18 protein-coding genes and 1 tRNA gene are annotated in these 24,473 nt (G+C 70.0%); 13 read left to right on the top strand and 6 right to left on the bottom strand.

The window, feature by feature from the left end:
* The first annotated feature begins 63 nt into the window (after positions 1–63).
* From ACP15J_RS03075 to ACP15J_RS03060, 4 genes are all read left to right on the top strand, one after another.
* Complete coding sequence (locus ACP15J_RS03075; RefSeq protein ID WP_424935518.1) at positions 64–840, top strand: fumarylacetoacetate hydrolase family protein; 777 nt, start codon at positions 64–66, stop codon at positions 838–840.
* Entirely contained in the window at positions 837–2,084 is a 1,248-nt protein-coding gene (locus tag ACP15J_RS03070) for an MFS transporter (protein WP_424935519.1), read from the top strand. Before ACP15J_RS03075 ends, ACP15J_RS03070 begins: the two co-directional genes overlap by 4 nt.
* 120 nt (positions 2,085–2,204) lie before the next feature.
* Complete coding sequence (gene gltX, locus ACP15J_RS03065) at positions 2,205–3,710, top strand: glutamate--tRNA ligase (RefSeq protein ID WP_424935520.1); 1,506 nt, start codon at positions 2,205–2,207, stop codon at positions 3,708–3,710.
* A gap of 141 nt (positions 3,711–3,851) precedes the next feature.
* Positions 3,852–3,926 (top strand) — tRNA-Gln (locus tag ACP15J_RS03060).
* 119 nt (positions 3,927–4,045) lie between these two features.
* On the opposite strand, the gene ACP15J_RS03055 is transcribed toward ACP15J_RS03060, so the two are convergent.
* Both ACP15J_RS03055 and ACP15J_RS03050 read right to left on the bottom strand, forming a co-directional pair.
* A complete protein-coding gene (locus tag ACP15J_RS03055; protein ID WP_424935521.1) occupies positions 4,046–4,345 on the bottom strand; it encodes a hypothetical protein in 300 nt (99 codons plus the stop codon).
* Complete coding sequence (locus ACP15J_RS03050) at positions 4,285–5,505, bottom strand: twin-arginine translocation signal domain-containing protein (protein ID WP_424935522.1); 1,221 nt, start codon at positions 5,503–5,505, stop codon at positions 4,285–4,287. Before ACP15J_RS03050 ends, ACP15J_RS03055 begins: the two co-directional genes overlap by 61 nt.
* Positions 5,506–5,820: 315 nt before the next feature.
* Here ACP15J_RS03050 and ACP15J_RS03045 point away from each other — a divergent pair, with 315 nt between their 5' ends.
* The 3 genes from ACP15J_RS03045 to ACP15J_RS03035 all read left to right on the top strand — a co-directional run bounded on the left by ACP15J_RS03045 (position 5,821) and on the right by ACP15J_RS03035 (position 14,734).
* A complete protein-coding gene (locus ACP15J_RS03045) occupies positions 5,821–8,355 on the top strand; it encodes a lamin tail domain-containing protein (RefSeq protein WP_424935523.1) in 2,535 nt (844 codons plus the stop codon).
* 383 nt (positions 8,356–8,738) lie between these two features.
* Positions 8,739–10,037, top strand: coding sequence for an ABC transporter substrate-binding protein (locus tag ACP15J_RS03040; RefSeq protein WP_424935524.1), 1,299 nt, complete (start codon positions 8,739–8,741; stop codon positions 10,035–10,037).
* Between the two features lie 173 nt (positions 10,038–10,210).
* A complete protein-coding gene (locus ACP15J_RS03035; protein WP_424980834.1) occupies positions 10,211–14,734 on the top strand; it encodes a discoidin domain-containing protein in 4,524 nt (1,507 codons plus the stop codon).
* Positions 14,735–14,832: 98 nt separating this feature from the next.
* On the opposite strand, the gene ACP15J_RS03030 is transcribed toward ACP15J_RS03035, so the two are convergent.
* Genes ACP15J_RS03030 through ACP15J_RS03020 form a run of 3 tightly spaced genes read right to left on the bottom strand, consistent with a single transcriptional unit; the run spans position 14,833 to position 17,756 of the window.
* On the bottom strand, positions 14,833–15,915 hold the full coding sequence (locus ACP15J_RS03030) for a hypothetical protein (RefSeq protein WP_424935526.1): 1,083 nt from the start codon (positions 15,913–15,915) through the stop codon (positions 14,833–14,835).
* Between the two features lie 30 nt (positions 15,916–15,945).
* Positions 15,946–16,818 carry a carbohydrate ABC transporter permease gene (locus ACP15J_RS03025; RefSeq protein WP_197220331.1) on the bottom strand — a complete coding sequence of 291 codons (873 nt, stop codon included), beginning with the start codon at positions 16,816–16,818 and terminating at the stop codon, positions 15,946–15,948.
* On the bottom strand, positions 16,815–17,756 hold the full coding sequence (locus ACP15J_RS03020; RefSeq protein ID WP_424935527.1) for a carbohydrate ABC transporter permease: 942 nt from the start codon (positions 17,754–17,756) through the stop codon (positions 16,815–16,817). The genes ACP15J_RS03025 and ACP15J_RS03020 overlap by 4 nt, the downstream gene beginning before the upstream one ends.
* Before the next feature lie 220 nt (positions 17,757–17,976).
* On the opposite strand from ACP15J_RS03020, the gene ACP15J_RS03015 reads away from it, so the two are divergent.
* Positions 17,977–19,104, top strand: coding sequence for a LacI family DNA-binding transcriptional regulator (locus tag ACP15J_RS03015; RefSeq protein WP_424935528.1), 1,128 nt, complete (start codon positions 17,977–17,979; stop codon positions 19,102–19,104).
* Here the strand turns inward: ACP15J_RS03015 and ACP15J_RS03010 are convergent.
* Entirely contained in the window at positions 19,101–19,451 is a 351-nt protein-coding gene (locus tag ACP15J_RS03010; protein ID WP_424935529.1) for an L-rhamnose mutarotase, read from the bottom strand. The two genes, ACP15J_RS03015 and ACP15J_RS03010, sit on opposite strands and share 4 nt — an antisense overlap.
* Positions 19,452–19,748: 297 nt before the next feature.
* On the opposite strand from ACP15J_RS03010, the gene ACP15J_RS03005 reads away from it, so the two are divergent.
* The 5 genes from ACP15J_RS03005 to ACP15J_RS02985 all read left to right on the top strand — a co-directional run bounded on the left by ACP15J_RS03005 (position 19,749) and on the right by ACP15J_RS02985 (position 24,453).
* A complete protein-coding gene (locus tag ACP15J_RS03005) occupies positions 19,749–20,528 on the top strand; it encodes a GntR family transcriptional regulator (RefSeq protein ID WP_424935530.1) in 780 nt (259 codons plus the stop codon).
* Positions 20,529–20,602: 74 nt separating this feature from the next.
* A complete protein-coding gene (locus ACP15J_RS03000) occupies positions 20,603–21,166 on the top strand; it encodes an ECF transporter S component (RefSeq protein ID WP_424935531.1) in 564 nt (187 codons plus the stop codon).
* A gap of 14 nt (positions 21,167–21,180) precedes the next feature.
* The gene (locus ACP15J_RS02995) at positions 21,181–21,942 is read left to right on the top strand and encodes a hypothetical protein (RefSeq protein WP_424935532.1); all 762 of its coding nucleotides are present in this window, start codon (positions 21,181–21,183) and stop codon (positions 21,940–21,942) included.
* Positions 21,939–23,657 (top strand): ABC transporter ATP-binding protein, encoded by a 1,719-nt coding sequence (locus tag ACP15J_RS02990; protein ID WP_424935533.1) that lies wholly within the window; start codon positions 21,939–21,941, stop codon positions 23,655–23,657. The genes ACP15J_RS02995 and ACP15J_RS02990 overlap by 4 nt, the downstream gene beginning before the upstream one ends.
* Positions 23,647–24,453 carry an energy-coupling factor transporter transmembrane component T family protein gene (locus ACP15J_RS02985; RefSeq protein ID WP_424935534.1) on the top strand — a complete coding sequence of 269 codons (807 nt, stop codon included), beginning with the start codon at positions 23,647–23,649 and terminating at the stop codon, positions 24,451–24,453. The genes ACP15J_RS02990 and ACP15J_RS02985 overlap by 11 nt, the downstream gene beginning before the upstream one ends.
* Positions 24,454–24,473 lie beyond the last annotated feature (20 nt).

The following is a 24,473-nucleotide window of genomic DNA, read 5'->3' as shown; positions in this document are numbered from 1 at the left end:
CAGGCGCGAGCCGGCTCCCGACGGGATGGGGCTCGGTGCCGCACCGCTGGATAGGCTGGGAGAGTGAAGATCGCGCGGTTCAGCCACAACGGCGGCATCCAGTTCGGCATCGTCGACGAGCAGGAGCTGGTGGTGCTCGCCGGCGATCCGATGTTCGCGGGCTTCGAGACGACGGGGGAGCGCATTCCTCTGGCCGACGCCGCGTTGCTCGCGCCGGTGATCCCGCGTTCGAAGGTCGTCTGCGTCGGGAAGAACTACCATGACCACGCGGCCGAGATGGGCGGGGAGGCCCCGGCCGAGCCGCTGCTCTTCCTGAAGCCCAACACGGCGGTGATCGGTCCTGGGGACACGATCGTGCGCCCCACCCTCTCGGAGCGCACCGAGCACGAGGGCGAGCTCGTCGTCGTCATCGGACGGATAGCCAAGAACGTCCGCGCCGAGGACGCCCTCGACTACGTGTTCGGCTACACGGTCGGCAACGACGTGACGGCGCGCGACCTGCAGCGCAAGGACGGGCAGTGGGCCCGCGCGAAGGGCTTCGACACGTTCTGTCCGCTCGGTCCCTTGATCGAGACGGAGTTCGATATCGCGCAGGCGACGATCCAGACGCGCGTGAACGGCGAGGTCCGCCAGCAGGCCCCGCTGACCGACATGATCCACTCGGTCGAGGCCATCATCGCGTACGCGTCGGCGGCCTTCACGCTTCTCCCCGGCGACGTGATCATGACGGGGACGCCGGCAGGGGTCGGCGCGTTCGTGTCCGGCGACGCGATCGAGGTGGAGATCAGCGGGATCGGCACGCTGCGCAACTCCGCCCGCGACGCCCTTCCGGCGATATGACGGCGATCGCGCCCACGACCGGGCAGATCGCTGCGATCCAGCGTCGTACGGTCGGCGTGCTCGCGCTCGGTCAGGTGCTGGGCGGGATCGCCTTCGGTGCGACCGTGTCGCTGGGGGCGCTGCTCGCCGCGGACATCTCCGGGGACGACGCCCTCTCCGGTCTCGCTACAGCGTCGGTGACGCTCGGCGCCGCGCTGTGCGCGATCCCTCTCGCCAGGGCGGCCGCCCGCTTCGGCCGCCGGCTCGCCCTCACCGCGGGCAACGTGCTGGCCCTCGCCGGCGTCGCCATCGTCATCACGGCCGCCTCGGTGCGCTCCTTCCCGCTGCTCCTCGCCGGCATCATCCTCATCGGGATGGGCAACGCCGGGAACCTGCAGTCCCGGTTCGCGGCGACCGACCTGGCGACGCCCGAGCACCGCGGGCGCGACCTCTCGGTCGTGGTGTGGTCGACGACGATCGGAGGGGTCGCCGGTCCGTTCCTGCTGTCGCCCGGCGAACAGCTGGGGCAGCTCCTGGGCATGCCGCCGCTCACCGGCTCCTACGTCTTCTCGCTGGTCGGGCAGAGCCTCGCGCTGATCCTCTACCTCGTCGCGTTGCGGCCCGACCCGCTGCTCACCGCTCAGCGTGCGGCTCAGGGGGCGGTATCGGCCGCGGCCATCGGCGCCGAGAGGGACCGCCCCGTCGCTGCCCGCTACGCGATCTTCGCCGTGGCCGGCTCGCACGCCGTCATGGCGTCCGTGATGGCGATGACCCCGGTGCACCTCGCGCACATGGCGCACGGCGAGCATGGCACGTCGACCGCCGACGTCACCCTGCTCGTGGGCATGACGATCGGGCTGCACGTCGCAGGCATGTACGGGCTCTCGCCCGTGTTCGGCATCCTCGCGGACCGCTGGGGCCGTGTCCGCGTGATCCTGCTGGGGCAGGGCATGCTCGTCGCGTCCCTGGTCACGGCCATCATCGCCGGTGAGAACCCGATCGGGGTGATGGTGGCGCTGATCCTGCTCGGCCTCGGGTGGAGCGCCGCGACCGTCGCCGGCGCCGCCCTGCTCACGGAGGCGTCCGTCGTCGCCCGGCGTCCCCGACGGCAGGGCGTCAGCGACTCGCTCATGAGCCTGACCGCCGCCGCGGGAGCATCGGGGGCAGGTGTCGTGCTCACGAACTTCGGCTACGGCGGGCTCGGCGCCGCCGCTCTCGTCATCGTCGTCGCGATCGTGGTCTTCTCCCCGCTCGCCCGACGCTAGACCGCGACACGAAGGCGCTGAAGGCCTGCGAGCGCGAGGCGTGGCGCCGGCGCAGGGGAGCTGTTCGGCAAGGGGACCCGGCCGGGGGAGCGCGGGAGAGCGCCCTAGAATCGAAGGGTTATGGCTACTCCTGATCCCCGCACCACGACCGCCACCGGATCCGACGTCCGCGTGCGCTTCTGCCCGTCGCCGACCGGTCTCCCGCACGTGGGGATGGTCCGCACCGCCCTCTACAACTGGGCGTACGCGCGCCACACGGGGGGCAAGCTCGTGTTCCGCATCGAGGACACCGACGCCGCCCGGGACAGCGAGGAGAGCTTCCGCCAGCTCGTCGACGCGCTCACATGGCTGAAGATCGACTGGGACGAGGGCGTGGAGGTCGGCGGTCCGCACGGCCCCTACCGCCAGTCCGAGCGGCACGACATCTACCGGGAGGTGATCGACAAGCTCGTCGCCTCCGGCGCCGTCTACGAGAGCTTCTCGACCGCGGAGGAGATCGACGCTCGCAACGAGGCCAACGGCCGTGCGAAGCAGCTCGGCTACGACAACCAGGACCGCGACCTCACCGAGGAGCAGAAGGCGGCGTTCCGCGCCGAGGGGCGTCTGCCGGCCTTGCGCCTGCGCGTGCCGGACGAGGACATCACCTACGTCGACCTCATCCGCGGCGAGGTGACCTTCCCCGCCGGCTCCTTCCCCGACTTCGTCGTGGTGCGCCCGAACGGCGCGCCGCTCTACACGCTGGTGAACCCGGTGGACGACGCGCTCATGGGCATCACCCACGTGCTCCGCGGCGAGGACCTCATGCCGTCCACCGCCCGTCAGCTCGCCCTCTACAGCGCGCTGATCGACGCGGGCGTGACGACCTTCGTGCCCCGCTTCGCACATATGCCGCTCGTGCTGGGGGAGACCGGCACGAAGAAGCTGTCCAAGCGCGACCCGCAGGCCGACCTGTTCCTGCACCGGGAACGCGGCTTTATCCATGAGGGGCTGCTCAACTATCTCGCCCTGCTCGGCTGGTCGATCGGTCCCGACCGCGACGTGTTCTCGCTGGAGGAGTTCACTGCGGCGTTCGACATCGTGAACGTCAACCCGAATCCGGCCCGTTTCGATCAGAAGAAGGCCGAGTCGATCAACGGCGACCACATCCGCATGCTCGACGTGAAGGACTTCGCCGAGCGGACGCTCCCGTATCTCGCCGCCGCCGGCGTGTTCGAGGGGGAGCCCACCCATGAGCAGATCGTCCTCGCCTTCCGTGCCGCGCCGCTCGTGCAGGAGCGCGTGCAGCTTCTGGGCGAGGTGCCGGGGATGATCGGATTCCTCTTCAACGACGAGGTCGCCTACGAGGAGGACGCCCTCAAGGGGCTGCCCGACAACGCCGCCGAGGTGCTGAACGCCTGCGTCGCCGCGCTCGAGCCGCTGGAGACCTTCACTCCCGAGGCGATCCAGGAGGCGCTCGCCGCCTCCCTCGTCGAAGGGCTCGGTCTGAAGCCGCGCGTCGCCTATGGCCCGCCGCGGGTCGCCATCACCGGTCGTCGCGTCTCGCCTCCGCTGTTCGAGTCGATGGAGCTCCTCGGCAAGGACGAGACCCTGCGCCGCCTGCGCGCGCTCGCCGCGCTGCGGAGCTGACGGGCCGGAACCTGGCGTCGTACCGGGGCCAGCGGGCCTCGCGCGGGCGACGCGCCCGGGTTCGGGGCGGGGCCGCTGTTTTGGCTTCCGCGTCGTGCTCGGGTAAGCTTGAACCTCGGTGCGGGGCTCCGGTTTCGCCCTTGGGGTATGGTGTAATTGGCAACACGGCTGATTCTGGTTCAGTTGTTCTTGGTTCGAGTCCAGGTACCCCAGCCAGCAGAGAAGGCCCGGAAACACTGAGGAAATCGGTGGTCCGGGCCTCTGCCATTCCCGGCAGGAGGTCTGATCATCTGGGAGCCGCTGGCGATCAGCCGCGCTCCACGCCGAGGATCGGCCTACACCGCGGCCTCCTGCCCCGTCGGAACGGGGAGCACGTCGAGCAGCAGCGCGGCCAGCGCATCGCTGCGTTCGATCTGCGGCCACCGTCCGGAGGGGAGATCGAGCAGGCGGAGGGTGCGCATGTGGGCGAGCTCGCGTGCCGGGTCTCGGTCGGCGGCCATCCAGCGTCTCACGTCGGCGGTGCGGGACTCGGTCGCGATGACCGTCGTGGGCACGTCGAAGCGGCGAGGATCGGTCAGCCGTTGTATCGAGTCGATGGCGTGGGCGCCGTTCTCCAGGGCCTGCTCGTGCCGCATCGCCAGAGCCGCGTCGTCGAAGCGCATGGTCGTCGCTCGTTGCGCGGTAGAGTGCGAGGTAGGCCATGACCGCGACGTAGCTGTCCTCGCTCGTGGGCGCAAGGTTGACGTTCTCCGGGGCGCCGTGCAGGTTCTCCGCATGCACGAACGCGGCGTAGCACTGGCCCGCGCGCTCGGCCGCGGGCAGATACCGCGGATCCCAGTCGGCGGCCTCGGCGAGCGCCCCCACCCAGGCAAGACCGAGGTCCGTGTCTCCTCGGCGACGACCTGGCCGTCGAGGTCGCGCGCCCACCGCGCACCTCGACGTCCTGGCCGGACGCCGTGCCGTTCGCGATCAGCGCGGTGAGCGCGATCGGCGGGTCGTTCGGCGCGAGGAGGTTGAAGTCGCGGTCGGTCGAGAGGTCCACGCCGAGGGCGTGGCCGAGCCCGATCGACGCCGTGGCAGACGGGCGTGTGGCGGTGAAGAAGAAGTCGGCGCGGCTGAGGTACCCGCCGCCGTCGAGCGCCGTGCCGGGGGAGTGGATCCAGGTGGAGTTCGTCCATGCCTGACGTGAGCGCTCGAGGAGGAACATGCCGTGCTGCGCGCCCCAGGCGGACGTGTGCGCGACCCCTGCGGGCTTCTCGTAGGGAATGCCTCCGCCGGCGTCCCGTGTCCAGGTCGTCACCGCGATGTAGTCGTCGGGCTCGGTCGCGGCGAGGATCGCCCTGCTGAAGAGGAAGCCGTCGGGGACCAGCGTCGAAGGTCCGTCGACACGCCACTCCAGGTGGGCGCGATCGGTCGAGACGGTGACGGTGCCGACGACGGTGACCGGGCCGGCCGCCGCGGCGAAGACGTACTCCATGCGGATCGCCGGCTGACCGTCCGCCGTGGTGACGAGAGTCGGCTGACCGCCGGTGGACACGTGGATACCGGTCGCCGAGTCCTTCACCTGGAAGCGGGAGCCCTGAGAGCGGATGACGCCCGCTCCGTCCCGAATGGCGATACGGCCGCCGACGCTCGCGACGACGCTGATGCCGGCGGCGGCGAGCGTCACGTCTCCGGCGCTGGCGCTCGCCGACACCGGGGAGGGATCGACGACCAGCAGGACTCCGGCCGCGAGGCTCGCGCCGAGGAACCCGCGGCGGCTGAGGCCTTGGGGGCTCGATGGTGTGGACGACATCGTCGACTCCTTCTCTGGGCGACGGCGACGGCGCGCTGCGAATACGTATTATCAAACGGGTGTCCCGATGCGTACGGGGGTGAGATGTGGAACACCCAGCTCGCAGCCGCGACGATGACGGTCGTGCCCATGCTCGTGGTGTTCGTGATCGCTCAACGGCAGTTCGTGGAAGGCCTCGCGCACTCCGGCCTGAAGGGGTAGGGAAGAGTCCGGGGCCCGGCGGACACCGTCTGTTCACGTGCCGGTGGCCTGAGCGTCGTCGTCACCGGGTTGAGTGACGGGAGACCCGAGTCCCCCGTCGTCTGGAGCATCCGCATGCCCGTCCCCGCCCCGCGTCGCATCGCGGCGCTGTGCGTCGCCGCTGTCGCCGTCGCCGTATCCGTCCTCGTCACGAGCCCCGCTCGGGCCGCAGATCCGTCCTCGTCACGGGTCGTGGTGAACGAGATCGTCTACGACGACCCGCAGGGCGGTCCTGACGCGATCGAGCTCCACAACCCGTCGAGCGCGCCGGTCGACCTGTCGGGCTGGTCGGTGCAGGACGACAAGCGCGACCCGGCGAAGACGGGGGTCCTCCCGGCGGGAACGGTGCTCGCGCCCGGGGCGTTCCTGGTGCTGATGAAGGACGGGAGGCCGCTCGGCTTCCCGTTCGGTCTCGGCAAGGGCGACGAGGTCGTGCTCCTCGACGCGGCGGGCGTCGTCATCGACGGTTACGCGTACACGGGGACGGCGCCGCTGGGGGACTGGTCCCGCTGTGGTGTCGACGCCTCCTGGGCTCCCGCGACGGCGATCACCCTCGGCGCCTCCAATGTCTGCGAGCCGGTCGTGGAGCCGGCTGAGCCCGGCAGCGTGCTGCTCAACGAGATCGACTCGGGACCCGCTGACGCGATCGAGCTGATCAACCCCGGCGACGAGGCGTTCGACCTGTCCGGGCACGAGGTCAGGGACAACTCCGACGACCACCGCTGGTTCTTCGCTCCCGGGACGTCGATCGGGGCCGGCGAGCGGCTCGTCGTGGAGGCCTCGACCCTGGGCGCGGACGCTGCCGGCGCGACACAGGAGTTCCAGGCGGCGATCGGCATCGGCGGATCGGACGCGATCCGCCTTCTCTCGCCCGACGGCGTCCTTCTCGATCAGTACTCGTGGACGAGGCACCCCGCCATCGACGGGGACGAGGCCGCAGCCAGCTACGCGCGGTGCCCCGATGCCACCGGATCATGGGGGCTGGCCAGGGTGACGCTCGGGGCGGCCAATGACTGCGTGCCGCCGGCGATCGCGGTCAACGAGGTCGAGTCGAACGGCGACGCGTCCGACTGGGTCGAGGTCGTGAACACCGGGACGGAGGCGGTCGATCTGTCGGGCTGGACCCTCATGGACAACGACCCGATCGGGCACGCGAAGGACGTGACCCCGGTGGCTGCGGGCATCGTGCTGGCCCCCGGGGCGTTCTTCGTCTTCGACGGCGCGCTCCACTTCGGCTTCGGCCTCGGCGCGGACGACCGGGCGACGATCCGCGACGCCGTCGGGATGGCCGTCGCCGAGTACGCCTGGACCACGCACGCGGCGGGGACCTGGGCGCGCTGCGGCGACGGCGTCGCGTTCATCGACGTCGCGACCGCGACCAAGGGCGTGCCGAACAGCTGCGGCGGGGATCCGGGCAATCCCGGGAATCCGGGCGGGGAGCCGGCCGCCCTCTGGCCCGGCGGCGGTGACGTCGCCGTCGTCGACGAGGCCGCCATGTTCCTGAAGGATTCCTCGGGCCTGGACACGCAGGAGACGGCCGACGGCACCTTCCTGTGGGCCGTCGACAACGGCACCGGCACGTTCTGGAAGCTCGCCGCACACGCCGACGGCTCGGTCGCCTTCGCCGACGGCTGGGAGAAGGGCAAGCGCGCCCGGTTCGCCCGCGACGCGGGCAACCCTGCGGCGAAGGGCCCCGATGCCGAAGGCATCAGCGTCGGCGGTGACGGGCGGATCTACATCGCATCGGAGCGCGACAACGGCAACAAGGGCGTGAACCAGAACACGGTCCTCGCCCTCGATCCCGACGCACCGGGCCCCGACGTGGTCGCGGAGCAGGAATGGGACCTCACCGCCTCGCTGCCGCAGGTCGCGGCGAACACGGGCATCGAGGCGGTCGAGTGGGTGCCGGACGGAGCGCTCGCGGGCCGGCTCGTCGACCAGCGCACCGGATCCGGCTACGACCCGGCGGACTATCCGGCCCACGGGGACGGTCTGTTCTTCGTCGCGGTGGAGGACGACGGCGTCGTCTACGCCTATGCGCTCGGGGCCGACGGCTCGATCGCGCAGGTGGCGGCGATCGACCCCGGTCTCGGCGGTGTCATGGCGCTCGACTACGACACGGTCCTGGGCGAGCTGTGGGCGGTCTGTGACAACGGGTGCGACGGCGCCGCCGCCCGCATCGCCTTCACCGGCGGGGAGCCGGCCGTCAGCCGTCTCGCTCGTCCCTCGGGCATGCCGAACCTCAACAACGAGGGGTTCGCGACCGCGCCCGCGTCACTCGGCACCGCCGTCAGCGCGGCAGGCACGACACGGCCCGTCTGGTGGTTCGCGGACGGAGAGCAGCCGGCGGCCCTGCGAGCGGGGACGCTGCCTGGCCCGGCGGTCGGCGGTCCTGGCGCGCCTGAGCCCGGTGGCCCTGGCACCGGTGGCTCGGCCGGTGGCGCGCCGGGGACGACAGATCAGGGCGCGGGCCCGTCGTCGGCCCTCGCGGTGACCGGCCCCGACGAGGCGACAGGCGTGCTGGTGCCGATCGGCATGGCACTTGCGGCTCTCGGCGCGACGACGCTCCTCGTCCGTCGGCTCCGACGGACCGGCTCCGACGTGCGCTGAGCGCGACTGTTCGCGCGGGAGCGCCGCGTCGGCGGGGAGGGCACGTCTGCCGTCACAGGGCGTGCCCTCCTCGCGTCGACGGCGTCGCACGCGTCCGCCTTCTGGCGGATCCTGTGTGAGCCGGGCAGTGATTTAGTTACGTTTAGCGTCCCTGGTCCTTGTCCGGGAAGGTGTGAACAGCGCCGATATCTCCCAGGAAGCGGTTCTCGTATCGGGTATGGCCGAACAGGTTGACTTTGATTTGCAAAACCGGTTTACTAGCCGTGTTCAGTCCTCCCCCGAAGGACGCGAGCACGTTACCCGCAGACGTGCTCCGCGGCGGGCGAAGGATCCTCAGCACAGCAGGGGCCGCGTGAGCGGCTCCGAACGAAGGAGTTCTCGCAATGAAGCGCTACGCAGGTGCCGTCGTCCTGGCCGCCATCGCCTTGCCCCTTGCCGCATGCGGCGCGACCGGTGCTCCCGCCGGGGGAGCCGCGCCGAAGTCCGGGCCCGTCACCATCTGGTATTCCACCAACGAGCAGGAGATCGCCTGGGCTGAGGCGGTCGTCGACGCATGGAACGCCGAGCATCCGGATGAGAAGGTCACCGCGGAAGCCATCCCCTCGGGCAAGTCGTCGGAGGACGCGATCGGCGCCGCGATCACGGCTGGCAACACGCCGTGTCTCGTGTACAACACCGCGCCGGCCGCCGTCCCTGCCTTCCAGAAGCAGGGCGGCCTCGTGAACATCTCCCAGACCTTCGACGACGGAGAGTCCTTCATCGCCGAGCGTTCCGGGGACGCGGCGAACGGATTCCGCTCCCCGGACGGGGACCTTTATCAGGTTCCCTGGAAGGCCAACCCCTTCATGCTCTACTACAACAAGGCGGTGTTCGCGGCGGCCGGCCTGGACCCGGACAAGCCGGCCCTGTCGACCTACGCCGACGTCCTGGCAGCGGCTAAGGCGATCAAGGACAGCAAGGCGGCGCAGTTCGTCCTCTATCCGCCCGCGTCGGGCGACTACACCAACGCGCTGTTCGACTTCTATCCGTTCTTCCTGGCCAACTCCGGCGGCACCCAACTCGTGAGCGATGGCAAGGCCGCTTTCGCGGGCGAGAAGGGGCTCGAGACTCTTGCCTTCTGGAAGACGCTGTACGCCGACGGCTACTCGTCCGCCGAGGCGTATAGCGGCGACGCGTGGGCAGGCCCCTTTGCCGACGGCGTCGCAGCCTTCGGCATCGCGGGTCCGTGGGGCGCCGGCGCGTTCGACGGCAAGGTCGACTACGGCATCGTGCCCCTGCCGACCGCCGACGGCGTCCCCGCCGCCGAGACCTACACCTTCGGCGACTCGAAGAACGTGGGCCTCTACACCTCCTGCGAGAACAAGCAGACTGCCTGGGATTTCGTGAAGTTCTCGATGAACGCGGACAACGACCGGGCGCTGCTGGAGACCACAGGGCAGTTCCCGGTCCGCGGAGATGTCGACAAGATCGCCGGTGACGTCCTCGCCGGGAGTCCTGTGCTGGCGGCGTTCGCCGCCTCTGTCCCGCTCACGGTCGACGTGCCCAACATCGCCGACGCCACGGAGATCTGGCAGACCTTCCGCGACGCCTGGGGCAAGGCGGTGCAGGCTGGCGAAGGCGACCTCGAACAGACCTTCAGGACGGCCGCAGAGAAGGTCGACAGCCTGATCTCCCAGGGCTGACCCTCTTCCCGGGCGCGGATCGCCGTTCCTCTCGATCCACGCCCGGGAGCCAGCCCCGCGGATCCCGGCCTCGTCCGGGGAGCCGTCCCGTAGCCCGTCGCGGGCGGCATCCGTACCCGTCTACTCGCGTACCCGCGCCCCCTTCCCTGGCAGCCCGGCAAAGGAGCCCAGCCATGCGACGCATCACCTCGTTGATCGCCTTCATCGTCGTCGCCGTCATCGGCGCATCCGGATTCGCCGCCGTCCCCGCCGCCGCGGCCCCCGCGGACGACGTCGGGACGGTCGTCTCGCGCCTGGAGCAGTACTATCTCGGCCAGGGCGATCAGATCATCATCGCCAACGGCATCTACCTGGCCCGCGCCTCGGAGGCACTGGACTACGCCGCCTCGCAGAAGGAGGACGGGTCGTGGGCGGATGTGGACTATGCAGACCGGACCAGCTCGGCCAACGGGAAGACCTGGTCGGCCTATATCGCGCTGTACCGGATGCTCGCGATGACCCAGGCCTATCGGGACCCCGCGGCGAAGGGCCATGGCGACCGGCGGCTCGTCGACGCCGTGGACCGTGCGCTGCGTCACTGGGACCGGGTCGATCCGGGAAACCAGAACTGGTGGGAGACCGAGATCGGCGAGTCCATCGCGATGGGACGCATCTCGATGTTCCTCGGCGAGGAGCTCAGCGACGAGGCCTTCCAGGTCAGCCTCGCGCACAACACAGGAAAGCTCGACCCGGTCGGCGCCAACGGCGCCTGGCGCACCTCGAACTACATCTTCGAGGCGCTGGCGACACGGGACCTCGACAAGGTGACAGAGGGCTTCGCCACCATCGTCGCCACGATCGCCGTCGACGATTCCGGAACCGTCAAGGAGGCCGTGCAGCCCGACGCCAGCTTCTGGGCGCACGGAGCACAGCTGTACAGCGAGGGATACGGCATGGTGCTGTTCACCTACGCTGCGCTCTGGGCCGATGTCGCCCGGGGAACGGCGCTCGCCTTCACCAGGGATCAGCTGGACTCGATCGCGTTCTACATCGCAGGCGGCACCCGCTGGCTCATCCGGGGCGAGATCGGGATGCTCTACCTGAACTACCGGCCGCCGAAGACGATCCAGGGCGTGACCAGCCACTCCTCGGAGTTCATCGAGCCGTTGCAGCGGATGGCCCGCACCGATCCGCTGTACGCCACGGCATACCAGGCCGTGCTGGACGGGATCCTGGGCACCACCCGCGACAACGGCGTCACCGGGAACAAGTACTTCTGGCGTTCGGAGTTCAGCTCCCATTTGCGGGATGACTACGGCATCTTCACGCGGCTGAATTCCTCGCGCACCTTCGGCGCCGAGCTGCGCACGTCCTATCGGGACGAGCTGGGCAACCCGGTCTACTGGAACGCCATGGGGTCGACGGCGATCCAGGTGAACAACCGGGAGTACCTCGACCTCGGCCCGGCCTTCGACTGGTGGCACTACCCGGGGGTGACCGCCCCTGACGCCAAACGGACCGAACGCGGCGTCGAGAACCGCGGCCGCAACGGCGACGGCGCGAGCTTCACCGGAGGCGTCTCCAACGGGCGGTACGGCATGAGCGTGCTGACCCTCGACAGCGCCGCGACCACCGCTCAGAAGAGCTACTTCTCCTTCGACGATCAGATGGTCGCCCTCGGCGCGGGGATCCGCTCCACCGCGGACGCTGCCGTCCACACCACCGTGAACCAGGCTGTGGCGAAGCCGAACGCCGTCGTCGACGGGCGTCCCGTCGTCCCCGGCACCGATGCGCAGAGCGCGGAAGGCGCGCGCTGGGCCTACAACGACGAGGTCGGATACGTCTTCGCCGCCGACCAGGACGTGAAGGTCTCGAACAAGAGCCAGACCGGGAGCTGGGAGGGGCAGGAGCCTGTCAGCCGCGACGCCTACACCGTGTACGTCGACCACGGCGTCGCCCCGGAGTCGGCGACCTACGACTACACCGTGCTCCCCGCCGCGACGCCTGCGGAGGTCGAGGCCTATGCAGCGCAGCCGGCCGTGCGGACCCTGCGCAACGATGCCGAGGTGCAGGCCGTGCGTCACGACGGGCTCGGGATCACCATGGGGACCTTCGCCGCGGCCGGCTCCCTCGACCTCGGCGAGGGCCGCGCGCTGACCGTCGACCAGCCCGCGCTCGTCCTCCTCGACGAACGCGGGGACACGCCGGTGGTCAGCATCGCCAATCCCGACCGACCCGGTCTCACCCTGGTGGTGACGTTGACCGGCGGCGAGACCGAGTGGAACGGGACGTTCGCGCTCGGCGCCGGCGCGAGCACGGGCAAGACCGTCACTGCGCCGCTCGTGGCAGGGAGCCAGGCACCTTCCTCCGCGCACTCCGCGAGCAGCACCGCTCCCGATCGCGCCGTCGAGGCTCTTGGCGACGGTGACCCCGGCACGCTCTGGGAATCGGACGGGGCGGGTCTGCAGTGGATCGCAGAGGAGCTCCCGCGCGGCTCCTGGGCGACGAAGGTCGGGATCGACTGGGCGGACGACTTCGCCAGCGACTTCCTCGTGCAGACGTCGTCGGACGGCAGGACCTGGACCGATCAGGCCCGTATCACCGGTGGCACGGGCGGCGTCAGCGAGGTGCCGATCGCGCCCACCGCGGCCTCTCGGGTGCGCGTGGTCCTCCTCGACGGAGTGGGGGAGCGCTACGGTGTCCGCGAGCTGACGGTGGCGTCCACGGTCAACCTCGCCGTCGACGCGGGGAGCCGGGCGTCGGGCTATGCAGGGTACAACCTCGTGCACAACATCGCCGACGGCGACCGGGCCACCCGGTGGCGGGGGAACAACTCCGACAACGCCTGGGCGCAGGTGGACCTCGGCTCATCACAGCCGGTTTCCACCGTGCGGCTGCACTGGGAGGCGGCCTTTGCGAGGTCGTACCGGATCCAGCTCTCTGACGACGGCACGAGCTGGCGCGACGTCTTCTCGACGCCTGCGGCCGGGAGCGACGGCGGCCTCGACGTGATCACCCTCGACGGGCAGGCCGCACGTTTCGTCCGGATGCAGACGGTCAAGCGCGCGCTCGACTCCGGTCCCTCGCTGTGGGAGCTCGAGGTGTTCGCCGACCGGTCCGTGGCCGACGCGCAGCCGGTCACGGACGGGAAGGGGAACCTCGCCCTAGGGCGTCCGGCCACCGCCGACAGCGTCCACAACGACAACCCCACCATCGTCGCGGCGAAGGCGACAGACGGGTCGCTCGCCACCAAATGGTCGTCTGGCCGGGAGAACCGCGAGCATTGGCTGCAGGTCGATCTCGGAAGCGTCCGGTCGGTGTCGCGGGCTGTGGTGAACTGGGAGACCGGGACGTCGAACGACTATCGTGTCGAGGGCTCGGTCGACGGCTCGACCTGGACCGAGCTCGCCAGAGTCGCGGCCGTGCAGCCCTCTCTGCGGCACGTCCACGACTTCGACCCCGCCGACGTGCGCTACATCCGCGTAGCCGGCATGCCCGCCACCAAGTACGGCCTGAACATCTGGGAGCTTGAGGTCTACGGCGGATTCACGTTCGAGTGCGTCGCCACGGCGACCACGGTCCGGGACGGCGAGGCCACCGTGGCGGCGACGGTCTCGCCCCAGGACCCTCGCGACGGATTCGAAGCCGCGTCGACGGACACCGCCGTCGCCTCGGTGGACGGCACGCCGCGGGCGGGAGCGGACGGACGGGTGGAGGTCGACGTCGCCACTCACGCGATCGGCGCGACCTCGCTGCTTCTCACCCACGCTCTCGGCGAGGAGACGGCGTGGTGTGCGGTGAACGTCGTCGCGGACAGCGCACGGCTCGAGGAACGTCTGCGTGCCGTCGACGGCCTGGACAGCCGGGAGTACACCCCGGACAGCTGGGCTCCGGTGCTGGGTGCGCGGGAGTCGGCGAAGGAGACGCTGAGCGTGATCTCTTCGTCCCAGGAACAGGTGGATGCGGCCGAGGCCGCTCTGGCCGCCGTCCTGGCGGCTCTCGTCCGACTCGACGCGGTGCCCTCCGCCCCGCTCGGGGTGAGCGCGTCGGCCACCGGTGACACGGTCGAGGCGCGGTGGTCGCCGCCGGAGAGCGAGGGAGGGTCCGCCGTGGTCGGCTACGAGGTCGCCGTCGGCGAGCGCCTCGTCGTCCAGACCGAGGGGGCCGTGCTGCACGTCCGCATTCCCGGTGTCGAGCCGGGTGAGCATGCCGTCAGCGTCCGAGCCAAGAACGCGGGCGGATGGTCCGTCGCATCAGAGCCGGTCACTGTCCTCGTCGACCCCGTGGTCTCGCCGCTCCCCGAGCTGCACGTCGCCGACGGGCTGAGGGCAGGCGGCGGGATCGAGGTCTCCGGCACCGGTTTCACCGCCGGGGTCGAGTACCGTATCGAGCTGCGATCGAGGCCGGTCGAGCTGGGCAAGATCACCGCCGGTGCTGACGGCTCCTTCCTCCTCGAGGGCCGGCTCCCGGCGGATGCCGTGGGTGAGCACACCGTGGTCGCGACACAGGACGGGCGGGACATCGCCTCGACGCACGTGAGGATCGCGGCCGCCGGCGACGGACCGGGAGGTTCCGAGCCGGGAACGGGGAGGGGAGAGGGCGCTCTTCCGGCCACCGGAGGCGGTCTGGGCTGGCTCCCGTGGGCGGCGGGCACGGCGTTGCTCCTCCTGGGCGTGGGAGGTATCCTCGTGCGCTGCGGCTGGCGCCGCGCCGGCTGACTCGCCGGCTGACGCGCCGCCCCCGACGGGGCGGCGCTTCTGCCCGCGGAGACGTCCCCGCCGACGGGGTGTCGGCGGGGACGAAGGGCTCGTGCGGATCAGAGCCGGCTGAGCTCTGCGACCCCGATCGAGGAGTCGGCCATTCCGTAGAAGACGAAACGCCGGCCATCGATCTCCTCGATCGCCGTGGGGAAGACGACGTTGGCTAACGTGCCCTCGGTCTCCTCGACGGTCTCCGGGGCGAGGAGGGGTTCGGGGGTGCGGGCGAGGACACGGCGGGGATCGTCGGCGTCGAGAAGGATGGCCCCGGCGGAGTACTGGGAGCCGTGCGCCAGCTCGAAGCCCTTCGGCGTCGCACCGGACACCCCGTGATGCAGAATGAGCCACCCCTCCGGCACCCGAAGGGGTGAGGGGCCGGCGCCGATCTTCGCCGACTCATAGGACATCTCGGGGCCGGCGATCATCGACGAGTCGCGTACCAGGGTCAGCGCCGAGGGATCTGCGGCAGCGGCGCGGGCGTCGACATAGCCGATCCAGATCGACGGGCGGTCGTCGTCGATACCGGCGGGCGTGCGCGCGCCTTCGCCGGGTCGGAGCCAGTCGAGGTCCCACATCGGGCGATGCAGCAGCGCAATGCTCGGGGCGCCGTCCGGGCCGGGGATGAGTTCGGGGAAGAACACGATGTCCTTGTTCGGGAAGAGGTTCAGATCGCTCGCCAGTTCGGGCTGATAGGCGAAGTGGATCGGCCCGAGCCGTTCCCATGTGACGGTGTCGTGGGAGATCGCCAGTGCGGGCCTCGGTCCCAGGGGGCCGTAGGCGATGTAGGTCATCACGTGCAGGCCGAGCGGCTCGAGGAAGGTGATGCGAGGATCCTCCACGCCGGCGTTGCGTCGGCCGTGCTCCCATCTCTCGTCGGGGGAGAGCACGATGCCGAGCCGTTCCACGGCGACGGGGACCCCGTCCTCGACGATCACCTTGGCCCGCGCGATGCGCGAGACGTTCCCCTCGGCGACCACGCGCGGATACAGATAGAGATCGCCGTCCTGGCCCCAGGCCGTCCCGGGGTTGAGCACGCCTTCGGCCTCGAACGGGTCGCCAGGCCGCGCGGTCATGATCGTCCCTCTGCGGGTCATGGCGTAGGGGATCGGGATCAGGGGAGCGGTCTGCGGGAGTGCGGTCATCAGCCTTTGCCTTGTGTGCGGGGTGGAGGCTCAGCCCTTGATGGCGGAGCCGAGGTTCGCGGACGTGAAGTGCCGTTGGAACAGGAGGAAAAGGACGACCACCGGGACGGCGAGCACGCACGCGCCGGCGAGGACCGCGCCCATCGGGTTGTCCAGGAACGCGCCGTTGGTCTGCGAGAAGTTCGCCAGGCTCACCGCCAGGGTCTGCATCGACGCGTCCTTGGTGACCAGGAAGGGCCAGAGGAACTCGTTCCAGGGACCGATGAAAGTCACCAACATCGCGGTCAGCACGGCGGGGCGCACCAGGGGGACGGCGATGGAGATCAGGATGCGGAGCTCGCTCGCGCCGTCGATCCGCGCCGCGTCGAACACGTCCCGGGGGATCTGCAGGAAGTACTGCCGGAAGATGAGGACGGCGACGGAGTTGATGGCGAACGGCAGTATCATCCCGAGGAAGTTGTCAGCCAGGCCGAAGTAGCGTACGACCATGACGTAGAGCGGGATCATGAGCAGCTGGAACGGGATGGCCTGGACCAGGAGCACCAGTGCGAAGACGACGCCGCGCCCGCGGAACGACAGCACGGCCAGCGCATAGCCGACCAGCAGGCCGAATACCAGCGTGCAGCCGACCACTCCCGCCGTGAAGACGAGCGAGTTCATCAGGGAGCCGAGGAGGTTCACCGACTCGTTGATCTCGGCGAAGTTGTTCAGCGTCAGGTTGCCGGGCAACGGCAGGAGGCCAATCGGACTGGTGTCGCGTCTGCGCTGGAGGGCTCCGACGACCATGTAGTAGAAGGGCGCGAGGGCGGCGAGCGCTCCGAGGAGCAACAGGACGAAGCGCAGGGTGGCGAGCGTGCGTCCTCCGCGCGCGCGATCGTGAGGACGAGCGGTCGAGGCGGTCATCGGGACTTGCCTTCCGTGAGGCGGCGTGAGACAAGGGAGACGATCATCACGGCGACGACGAGGATCATCCCGATCGCGGCGGCGATGTCGGGCTTCCCTTGCTGAATGCCTTGCTGGTACATGAGCAGAGCCGGCGTCATGGACGCGCCGTTGGGGCCGCCGCCGGTGAGCAGGTAAGGCTCGGTGAAGATCTGCCCGGTGGTGATGATCGACAGCAGCACGACCAGCGAGGTCACGGGGCGGACGGCGGGCAGGGTGACCGATCGGAACCGCTGCCAGCGCCCCGCGCCGTCGAGCTGTGCGGCCTCGTGCAGTTCCTTCGGCACGTTCTGCAGCGCGGCGAGGTACAGCAGGATGTAGAACCCGAGGTTCTTCCAGGTCACGTAGACGGCGATCAGCGGCATGATCAGTGCGGGATTCGCCAGCCACGAGGGCTCGGGGGCGAGGCCGCCCAGCAGCGCGTTCACGACGCCGTTGCCGTTGAACAGGAAGATCCAGACCGAGACGGTCGCGACGGACGCCGTGACGTACGGGATGTAGTACGAGACCCGGAAGAAGCCTCGCCAATGCACCACGGCGTCCAGCCCGGAGGAGAGGAGGAGCCCCAGCACGACGGTGAGGGGCACGTTGATGACGAGGAAGAAGAGCAGGTTCAGGAAGGCGCGCTGTACCACGGGATCGCCAAGGACGACAGCGAAGTTCTCGAAGCCCACGAAGGGGTGGGAGACCACGACGCCGGGTGCGGTGAAGAAGAAATCGTGGAACGACATCCAGACCCCGAACGCGAAGGGGATGAGGAAGACCACGACGACGAACGCGGTGTAGGGAGCGCTCAGCAGAATGCCGAGGGGATTCTCCCCGAGCCAGCGTCGCAGGGTGCCGCCCGCACGCCGGGGGAGGGCTCTCGTGGAATCGTGCGCCGTTGCGGCCCTGCCCATCGCTCTGCTCCTCGTTGATCCGACCGGCTGGCGGCCTGCGCCTCCGGTCCGGCGGCTGCTCCCGCCGGTGACGACCCCTTTAGTAAACCGGTTTTGACTCGAAGGGTCAACTCGTCGGGGTGGGTTGTCCGGCTTATGCGCCAGGGGCGGGCCTCGGGCGGGATCATCGAGGATGCTATCGAAGCTAAATCGTGCTAAACAGTCCGCTATACTCGGGCGCATGACTGCCACACGCCCCGGCGACGGGAACGCCGCGCCCGCTGTGTCCTCCGGCTCGAAGGGCGCTCCGCGGGATCGCAAGGTCACCATCGGGGACGTGGCTTCCCGTGCGGGGGTGTCCAAGAGTGCCGTCTCCTTCGTCTTCAATGGCCGCCCCGGAGTCGGTGAGACCGCCCGGCAGCGGATCCTCGAGGCGGCCAGGGAACTGGACTGGCGGCCGGACGCGCGAGCGCGGGCCTTGTCCCGCAGCAGGGCGCAGGCCCTCGGGCTCGTGATCAGGCGGGAGGCGGAGCTGCTGAGCACCGACCCGTTCTTCCCCCAGTTCGTCGCAGGTGTCGAGAGCACCCTGTCCGGGGTCGGCTACGCGCTCGTGCTGCAGGTCGTCGACGGTCCGCAGGCGGAGCGCGAGGCCTATTCCCGGTTCGCGCATGAGGCCCGTGTGGACGGCGTCTTCCTCACCGACATGCGGGTCGACGACGAGCGTCCGGCCGAGCTCGCGCACCTCGGCCTGCCGTGCGTGCTGCTCGGCTCCGGTGAAGGGGGCGGCCCGCCACTGATCGGCCTGGACGACGCGGCGGGGATCCGGCGCGCGGTGAGGCACCTGCATGCGCTCGGGCACCAGCGGATCGCCCATGTCTCCGGCGCCGACGGCTATGTGCACTCCCGTGTGCGCAGAGACGCGTGGGCGGATGAGATGGAGCGGCTGGGGCTGGAGGCCGGACCGATCGCCCTCGCCGACTTCACCGGCGCGGCGGGGGCGAAGGCGACGCATGAGCTGCTCGACCATCCCCACCCGCCGACCGCGATCATCTATGCCAACGACATCATGGCCATCGCGGGGATCTCCGCGGCGATCGACCGGGGGATCCGTGTTCCGCACGACCTCTCCATCGTCGGCTTCGACGACATCCCGCTGGCTCCCTACGTCATCCCGCCGCTGACGACGGTGCGCCAGGATGTCTTCCAGTGGGGGAGCGCCTGCGCGCGGACGCTGGTCTCGATCGTCGAGGAGGAGGAGCCGGCGCCGAACCGTCTGCCGCCGGTGGAGTTCGTCGTTCGGGGGAGCACCGGCCCGGTCTCCCGTCGTGAGGACGCGCCCTCCGTCGCGGAGGGCCGAGGAGTCTCCTAAGAGTCCGTGGTCTCGTCTGACTGGTCGGCAAGCCGCCACACCCGGCCGAGCGGGGCGGGGGTCGCCGGGCGGCCGGTTCGCGCGTCGACGTCGGCGGGGGTGAGGTGGACGCCGATCGACCTCTGCCAACGGACGTTGGCGGGGTCGTTCTCCAGCGCCCTCATCGCCTCGTCGAGGTCGTCGGCCTCGACGAGGTGGAAGAGGTGCGAGCCGCTGCGCCAGATCGTCCAGTCGTGGATCCCGAGGCGGTCGAAGCTCTCCTCGAGGTCTGCCGGTATGCGGGCGTGGGCCCGTTCGTAGGCGCTCTCCTGGCCCGGGATGAGAGTCGAATGCAAGGCGTAGCGCATCGGTGCGTCTCCTTCGTCGCGAGCGGGCGTCCCCGTCGTGCCTCCGCTGTCGGGACGCGCGGACGGGGCTGACTGGCTCGTCCGGATTGTGCCCCGGTCGATCCGATGATGCTCACGCTACACGGCCGGGGAACCGCCTCGCACCGGCGGGACCTCGCAGTGAGGGTCGCTCCGCGTTCGCGGAGAGGCCGGGAAAAGATTCTGGCGTGATCCTTGACATTGGGTTCTTAATGGTCTTTCATTGAACCCAATCAAGGCCCAATAAGGTGGCTGGCTCGATGGGGAGGTGACGACGTGATGACGGATGAGACGGTGGAGAGGCTCCGCGCGATCGAGATCGACACGTCCAGCCCCGTCCCCGCCTACTACCAGCTGTTCGAGGCGATCCGGGCGCTTCTCGGCCTCGCCCCGTTCGCCCCCGGAGCGAAGCTCCCCACCGAACGGACCATCGCGGAAGAGCTCGGGGTCAGCCGGCAGACCGTCCGGCACGCGCTCGGCCGGCTGGAGCGCGAGGGTCTGGTCTTCCGGCGTCAGGGGGACGGCACCTACGTGTCCCAGCCGAGGGTCGAGGGATCGCTCCGCCATCTGAGCGGCTTCACCTCTGAGCTCTCCCAGCGCGGGATGCGAGTGCGCTCCCGGGTGCTGGACCTGCGCCTCGTGACGCCCTCCGCGACGATCGCCGCCCAGCTGGAACTGCCGTCCGCAGGCGAGAGCGCCGTGATGCTGCGCCGGGTGCGGTCTCTGGACGGCACGCCTGCCGCCCTCGAGACCGTCTGGCTTCCGGCGGACCGTTGCGCGCCGCTCCTGCAGATGCGGATGGAGGACCGCTCGCTCTATGTCGTCCTGCGCGACGCCCTCGGCGTCTTCCCGCACAGGGCGACGGAACGGCTCTCCGCCACGCTCCTCGACGAGTTCGAGGCGAGCGAGCTCGACCGGCGTCCCGGGGATCCCGCGCTCCTGGTCGAACGCAGCACACGGGACGTCGAAGGCCGGCCGATCGAGGCCGTCAAGAGCCTTCTGCGAGCCGACCGTTTCTCGTTCTCCACCGACCTCGATCTCGAACAAAGCGGCGGGTGACGAGAACCCGACTCGTCACCCGCTCCCTCCCCGCAATGCTCTCCTCGCCCGATGTTCCAAAGGAGGAACCCGGTATGTCCCGTTCTACCCCGTCACCCCGTCAGCCGTTCTTCACCCCGCGGAGGATCGCGCGCGTCGCGATCCTCATCGCGCTGAGCGCGGTCGGCGCGTTCATCAAGATCCCGAGTCCGACCGGCACGGTCGCCCTCGACTCGGCTCCCGCGTTCGTCGCCGCGGCCGCGTTCAGCCCGGGGGAGGGCGCGATCGTCGGCGCGATCGGGCACCTCTTCTCCGCGCTCGTGACCGGCTTCCCCCTGGGGCTCCCGATCCACCTCCTCGTCGCCGTCTCGATGATCGTCTTCATCTGGATCTTCGGGTTCGTGGCCCGCCGGATCAACGTGTGGGTGGCGATTCCCGTGGGGATCATCCTCAACGGCGTCGGCGGTGCGGCACTGCTCATCCCCATCTACGGTGTGGGGATCTTCGCGACCCTCGTGCTCCCCCTGCTGGTGGGCTCCGCGATCAACGTGGTGATCGCCGTCGCGGTGGTGAAGGTGCTCGACGCCACCGGCCTGTCCGAGAACTCCCGGCGCAAGCGCGACAAGGCCGCGCAGCTCGACGCGCCCCCGGCCGCCTGACGGGCCACAGAGCGATGTCCCAGACCTCCCTCACCGTGCGCAGGGTCCGCGACCTCACCGTCGTGGACGCTGCGGAAGGCCCCACCTGGGTCATCGCCTGCGACTCCGTGGGCTCGATCGGACCGAAGAGCGCCGACGCCTACGCGGCCGACGCGCGCACGGTCGCCCACTTCGCGGCGCGCGTTCCCCTCGTCGAGGCGATGGCCGCCGGCGCGACACCGGAGATCATCGTCGACACCCTGAGCGTGGAGCTCGACCCGACGGGCGCCGAGATGATCGCCGAGCTGCTCGCCCTGGCGGCGTCGCTCGGTCTCGGTCCCGAACGTGTGACCGGAAGCACCGAGGACAACGTGCCCTCCGCGGCCACCGGCATCGGTGTCACGGTGCTTGCGACGGCGGGCGCGCTGCGTGCGGGCACCGCATCGTCCGGCGAGCGTGTCCTCCTCCTCGGGCAGCCCACCAGCGCGCCGGAGGATCGGATCGAGATCGGGGACCCGCGGATGGTCTCTCTGCCGACCCTCGCCGCCGTGCTCGCCCTGGACGGCGTGAGCGACGCGCTCCCCGTCGGCTCCAAGGGCGTCGGGTACGAGGCCGACGTGCTGGCCAGGACGAACGGACTCGAATGGCGGCCGGCCGAAGGCCACGGCGTGGACCTGCGTCGCAGCGGAGGGCCGGCCAGCTGTGTGCTCGTCTCGGTGCGGCAGGACGCGATGCCGTCCGTCCTGGCCGCGATTCCGGCAGATCTTCCCCGAGCAGATCTGGGGGTGCTCTCATGACCGACGACGCGATCGAGGTGTCGGGCTTCAGCTTCAGCTACCAGGGGTCAGGGGCGTGGCAGCTGGCCGCGATCAGCACGGGACTGCGGCGTGGCGAGCGGCTGGCCGTGATGGGCGCGACAGGGGCGGGCAAGTCCACGCTCGCTATGGCGCTGAACGGCCTCATCCCGCATCACCACCATGGCCAGATGCACGGCGGCGTGCGCGTCGGCGGCCTCGACACTGCGCAGGCGCCGGTCACCGAGATCGTGCGGCGCGTGGGGCTCGTGATGCAGGATCCGGAGACGCAGATCACGGGTCAGACGGTCCTCGGCGACGCCGCGGTCGGTCCCGCCAACCTCGGGCTGCCGAAGGCGATCGTGCTCGAACGCGCCGGCGAGGCGCTGGGGATGGTCGGCATGGGCGGACTCGAGGAGCGCGACGCGACGGCTCTCTCGGGTGGGCAGAAGCAGCGGCTCGCCATCGCGGGGGTCATCGCCATGCGTCCCGGGATCCTCGTCCTCGACGAGCCGACGAGCGAGCTGGACCCGCAGGCGACGGCCGAGGTCTTCGAGGTCGTCAAGCGCCTGAGCGCAGACGGAGAGACCTCGCTCGTGGTGATCGACCACGAGCCGGAGATCATCGCCGAATGGGCCGATCGCTTGCTGGTGCTCGACACCGGCCGGGTGGTCTACGACGGGCCTCCCGCGGGGTTCTTCGCGGATGACGGGGCCGTCTCGGCGGCGCGGCTGCGTGCGCCCCAGGTGTCGGAGGTCGCGATCGCGCTCCGCGAGCGCGGCCGGTATGACGGGAGCATCCCGGTCACCCTCGCCGAGGCGAGCGCGACGCTCCCGCGGTTCGGCGACGCATGGGTGAGTCTCCCCGAGAAGGAGAGCGAGGCGCCGTCGGGAGAGGTCGTGGTTGAGGCCGAGGGACTCGGCCACGTCTACCCGGGCGGTGTGGAGGCGCTCGCCGACGTCGACGTGCGGATCCGCGCGGGAGAGTTCGTCGCCGTGCTGGGCCGGAACGGCGCGGGGAAGACCACCTTCGCTCGGCACCTCAATGGTCTTCTGCGCCCGACCAGGGGGCTGCTGCGCATCGCGGGCGAGGACTCCGCCGGCGTCGCGATCGGACGGCTCGCGACCCACGTCGGTTACGTGTTCCAGAATCCGGACCACCAGATCTTCGCCAACAGTGTGCGTGACGAGGTCGGCTATGGGCTCAAGAACCAAGGGTGGGACGCGGATCGTATCGCCGCCCGCGTCGACGCGGTCCTGGAGCGGGTGGACATGAGCGGCCTGGCCGACCGTCACCCCTTCACCCTGGGCAAAGGGCAGCGGCAGCGCCTCGCGGTCGCGAGCGTGCTCGCTCTCGAGCCCGAGGTGCTTGTGATCGATGAGCCGACCACCGGTCAGGACCATGCGGGTGCGGCCTCGATGCTCGAGCTCATCAGCGACCTGAACGCGGGCGGACACACGGTGCTCATGATCACGCACGACATGACGCTCGTCGCCGAGCACGCGCGGCGGGCGTTGCTGTTCGCGGGTGGGCGGATGATCGCCGACACCACTCCGCGGGAGCTCTTCGGCTCGGAGGACCTCCTGCGGCGCGGCAATCTCGTCCCACCGCAGGTGACGACCCTTGCGCGCGATCTCGGTGCGCGGGACACGGTGACCACGCCGGCGGAGTACCTGGAGCTGTTCGAGGCGCAGAAGGAGGCGAGCGATGCGCATTGAGTATCAGCCGGGCGATTCGCTGCTGCACAGGCTGGACGTCCGTGCGAAGCTGTTCGGCTTCGCGGTCATCCTCGTCATGACCTTCCTCTTCGGACGCTGGGAGTTCAACCTCGCCCTCGCCGCGCTCGCGGTCGGTCTGACCATGTGGGCGGGGATCGGCATCGGACGGGTGCTGAGGACTCTCGCGCCCCTGGCGGTGATCGTGGTCATCGTCGCGATCTTCGCGGCGTACGGCTTCCGGCCGGAGACGGCATCGGATCCGGCGAGCGGCGTCGTCCTCTTCTCCTTCCCTGACGGCGTCCTGCCGCTCACCGTCGGCGGTCTCTCCTACGGGGTGAGTCTGGGGCTGCGGATCGTGACGATGGTGTTGGTGACGACGCTGCTGCTCTTCACCACCCCGATCGATGACTTCGTCGCCGCGATGAGGCAGGCGCGCGTCCCGCACGTCATCGTCTTCATCGTGATGACGGCGCTCCGCTTCATCCCGACGATGCAGCAGCGTGCCGATCAGGTCCTCGACGCCCAGCGCGCTCGCGGTGCTCGCATCGACGAGGGCGGGATGATCCGTCGGATCCGTGCTTTCGTGCCGGTGATGGTGCCGCTGCTGACGAGCGGCATCCGGATGAGTGACGACCTCGCCGCCGCGATGATCAACCGCGGCTGGGGCGCGACCAGGAGGCCTACCGCCCTGTACGCGCTGCGTATGACCGCCCGCGACTGGATCGCGATCGTCGTGCTCGTCGTCGTGCTCGCCGCGGCGATCGTCGCCGGCGTGCAGAGGATCGGTGCACTGTGAACGGCTGCAGGCGCCCCATC

Origin of the sequence: Microbacterium sp. S308A+, from assembly GCF_049800815.1 — a bacterium.
Classification (GTDB): domain Bacteria; phylum Actinomycetota; class Actinomycetes; order Actinomycetales; family Microbacteriaceae; genus Microbacterium.
Note: the sequence above shows the minus strand (reverse complement) of the source record. Positions and strands in the feature narration are given on the sequence as shown.

Coding starts and splice junctions, on each gene's coding strand:
- ACP15J_RS03070 (WP_424935519.1), top strand. CDS start 837: ATGACGGCGATCGCGCCCACGACCGGGCAGATCGCTGCGATCCAGCGT.
- gltX (WP_424935520.1), top strand. CDS start 2,205: ATGGCTACTCCTGATCCCCGCACCACGACCGCCACCGGATCCGACGTC.
- ACP15J_RS03055 (WP_424935521.1), bottom strand. CDS start 4,345: ATGCGGCACGAGCAGGCCCTGGAGAACGGCGCCCACGCCATCGACTCG.
- ACP15J_RS03050 (WP_424935522.1), bottom strand. CDS start 5,505: ATGTCGTCCACACCATCGAGCCCCCAAGGCCTCAGCCGCCGCGGGTTC.
- ACP15J_RS03045 (WP_424935523.1), top strand. CDS start 5,821: ATGCCCGTCCCCGCCCCGCGTCGCATCGCGGCGCTGTGCGTCGCCGCT.
- ACP15J_RS03040 (WP_424935524.1), top strand. CDS start 8,739: ATGAAGCGCTACGCAGGTGCCGTCGTCCTGGCCGCCATCGCCTTGCCC.
- ACP15J_RS03035 (WP_424980834.1), top strand. CDS start 10,211: ATGCGACGCATCACCTCGTTGATCGCCTTCATCGTCGTCGCCGTCATC.
- ACP15J_RS03030 (WP_424935526.1), bottom strand. CDS start 15,915: ATGACCGCACTCCCGCAGACCGCTCCCCTGATCCCGATCCCCTACGCC.
- ACP15J_RS03025 (WP_197220331.1), bottom strand. CDS start 16,818: ATGACCGCCTCGACCGCTCGTCCTCACGATCGCGCGCGCGGAGGACGC.
- ACP15J_RS03020 (WP_424935527.1), bottom strand. CDS start 17,756: ATGGGCAGGGCCGCAACGGCGCACGATTCCACGAGAGCCCTCCCCCGG.
- ACP15J_RS03015 (WP_424935528.1), top strand. CDS start 17,977: ATGACTGCCACACGCCCCGGCGACGGGAACGCCGCGCCCGCTGTGTCC.
- ACP15J_RS03010 (WP_424935529.1), bottom strand. CDS start 19,451: ATGCGCTACGCCTTGCATTCGACTCTCATCCCGGGCCAGGAGAGCGCC.
- ACP15J_RS03005 (WP_424935530.1), top strand. CDS start 19,749: ATGACGGATGAGACGGTGGAGAGGCTCCGCGCGATCGAGATCGACACG.
- ACP15J_RS03000 (WP_424935531.1), top strand. CDS start 20,603: ATGTCCCGTTCTACCCCGTCACCCCGTCAGCCGTTCTTCACCCCGCGG.
- ACP15J_RS02995 (WP_424935532.1), top strand. CDS start 21,181: ATGTCCCAGACCTCCCTCACCGTGCGCAGGGTCCGCGACCTCACCGTC.
- ACP15J_RS02990 (WP_424935533.1), top strand. CDS start 21,939: ATGACCGACGACGCGATCGAGGTGTCGGGCTTCAGCTTCAGCTACCAG.
- ACP15J_RS02985 (WP_424935534.1), top strand. CDS start 23,647: ATGCGCATTGAGTATCAGCCGGGCGATTCGCTGCTGCACAGGCTGGAC.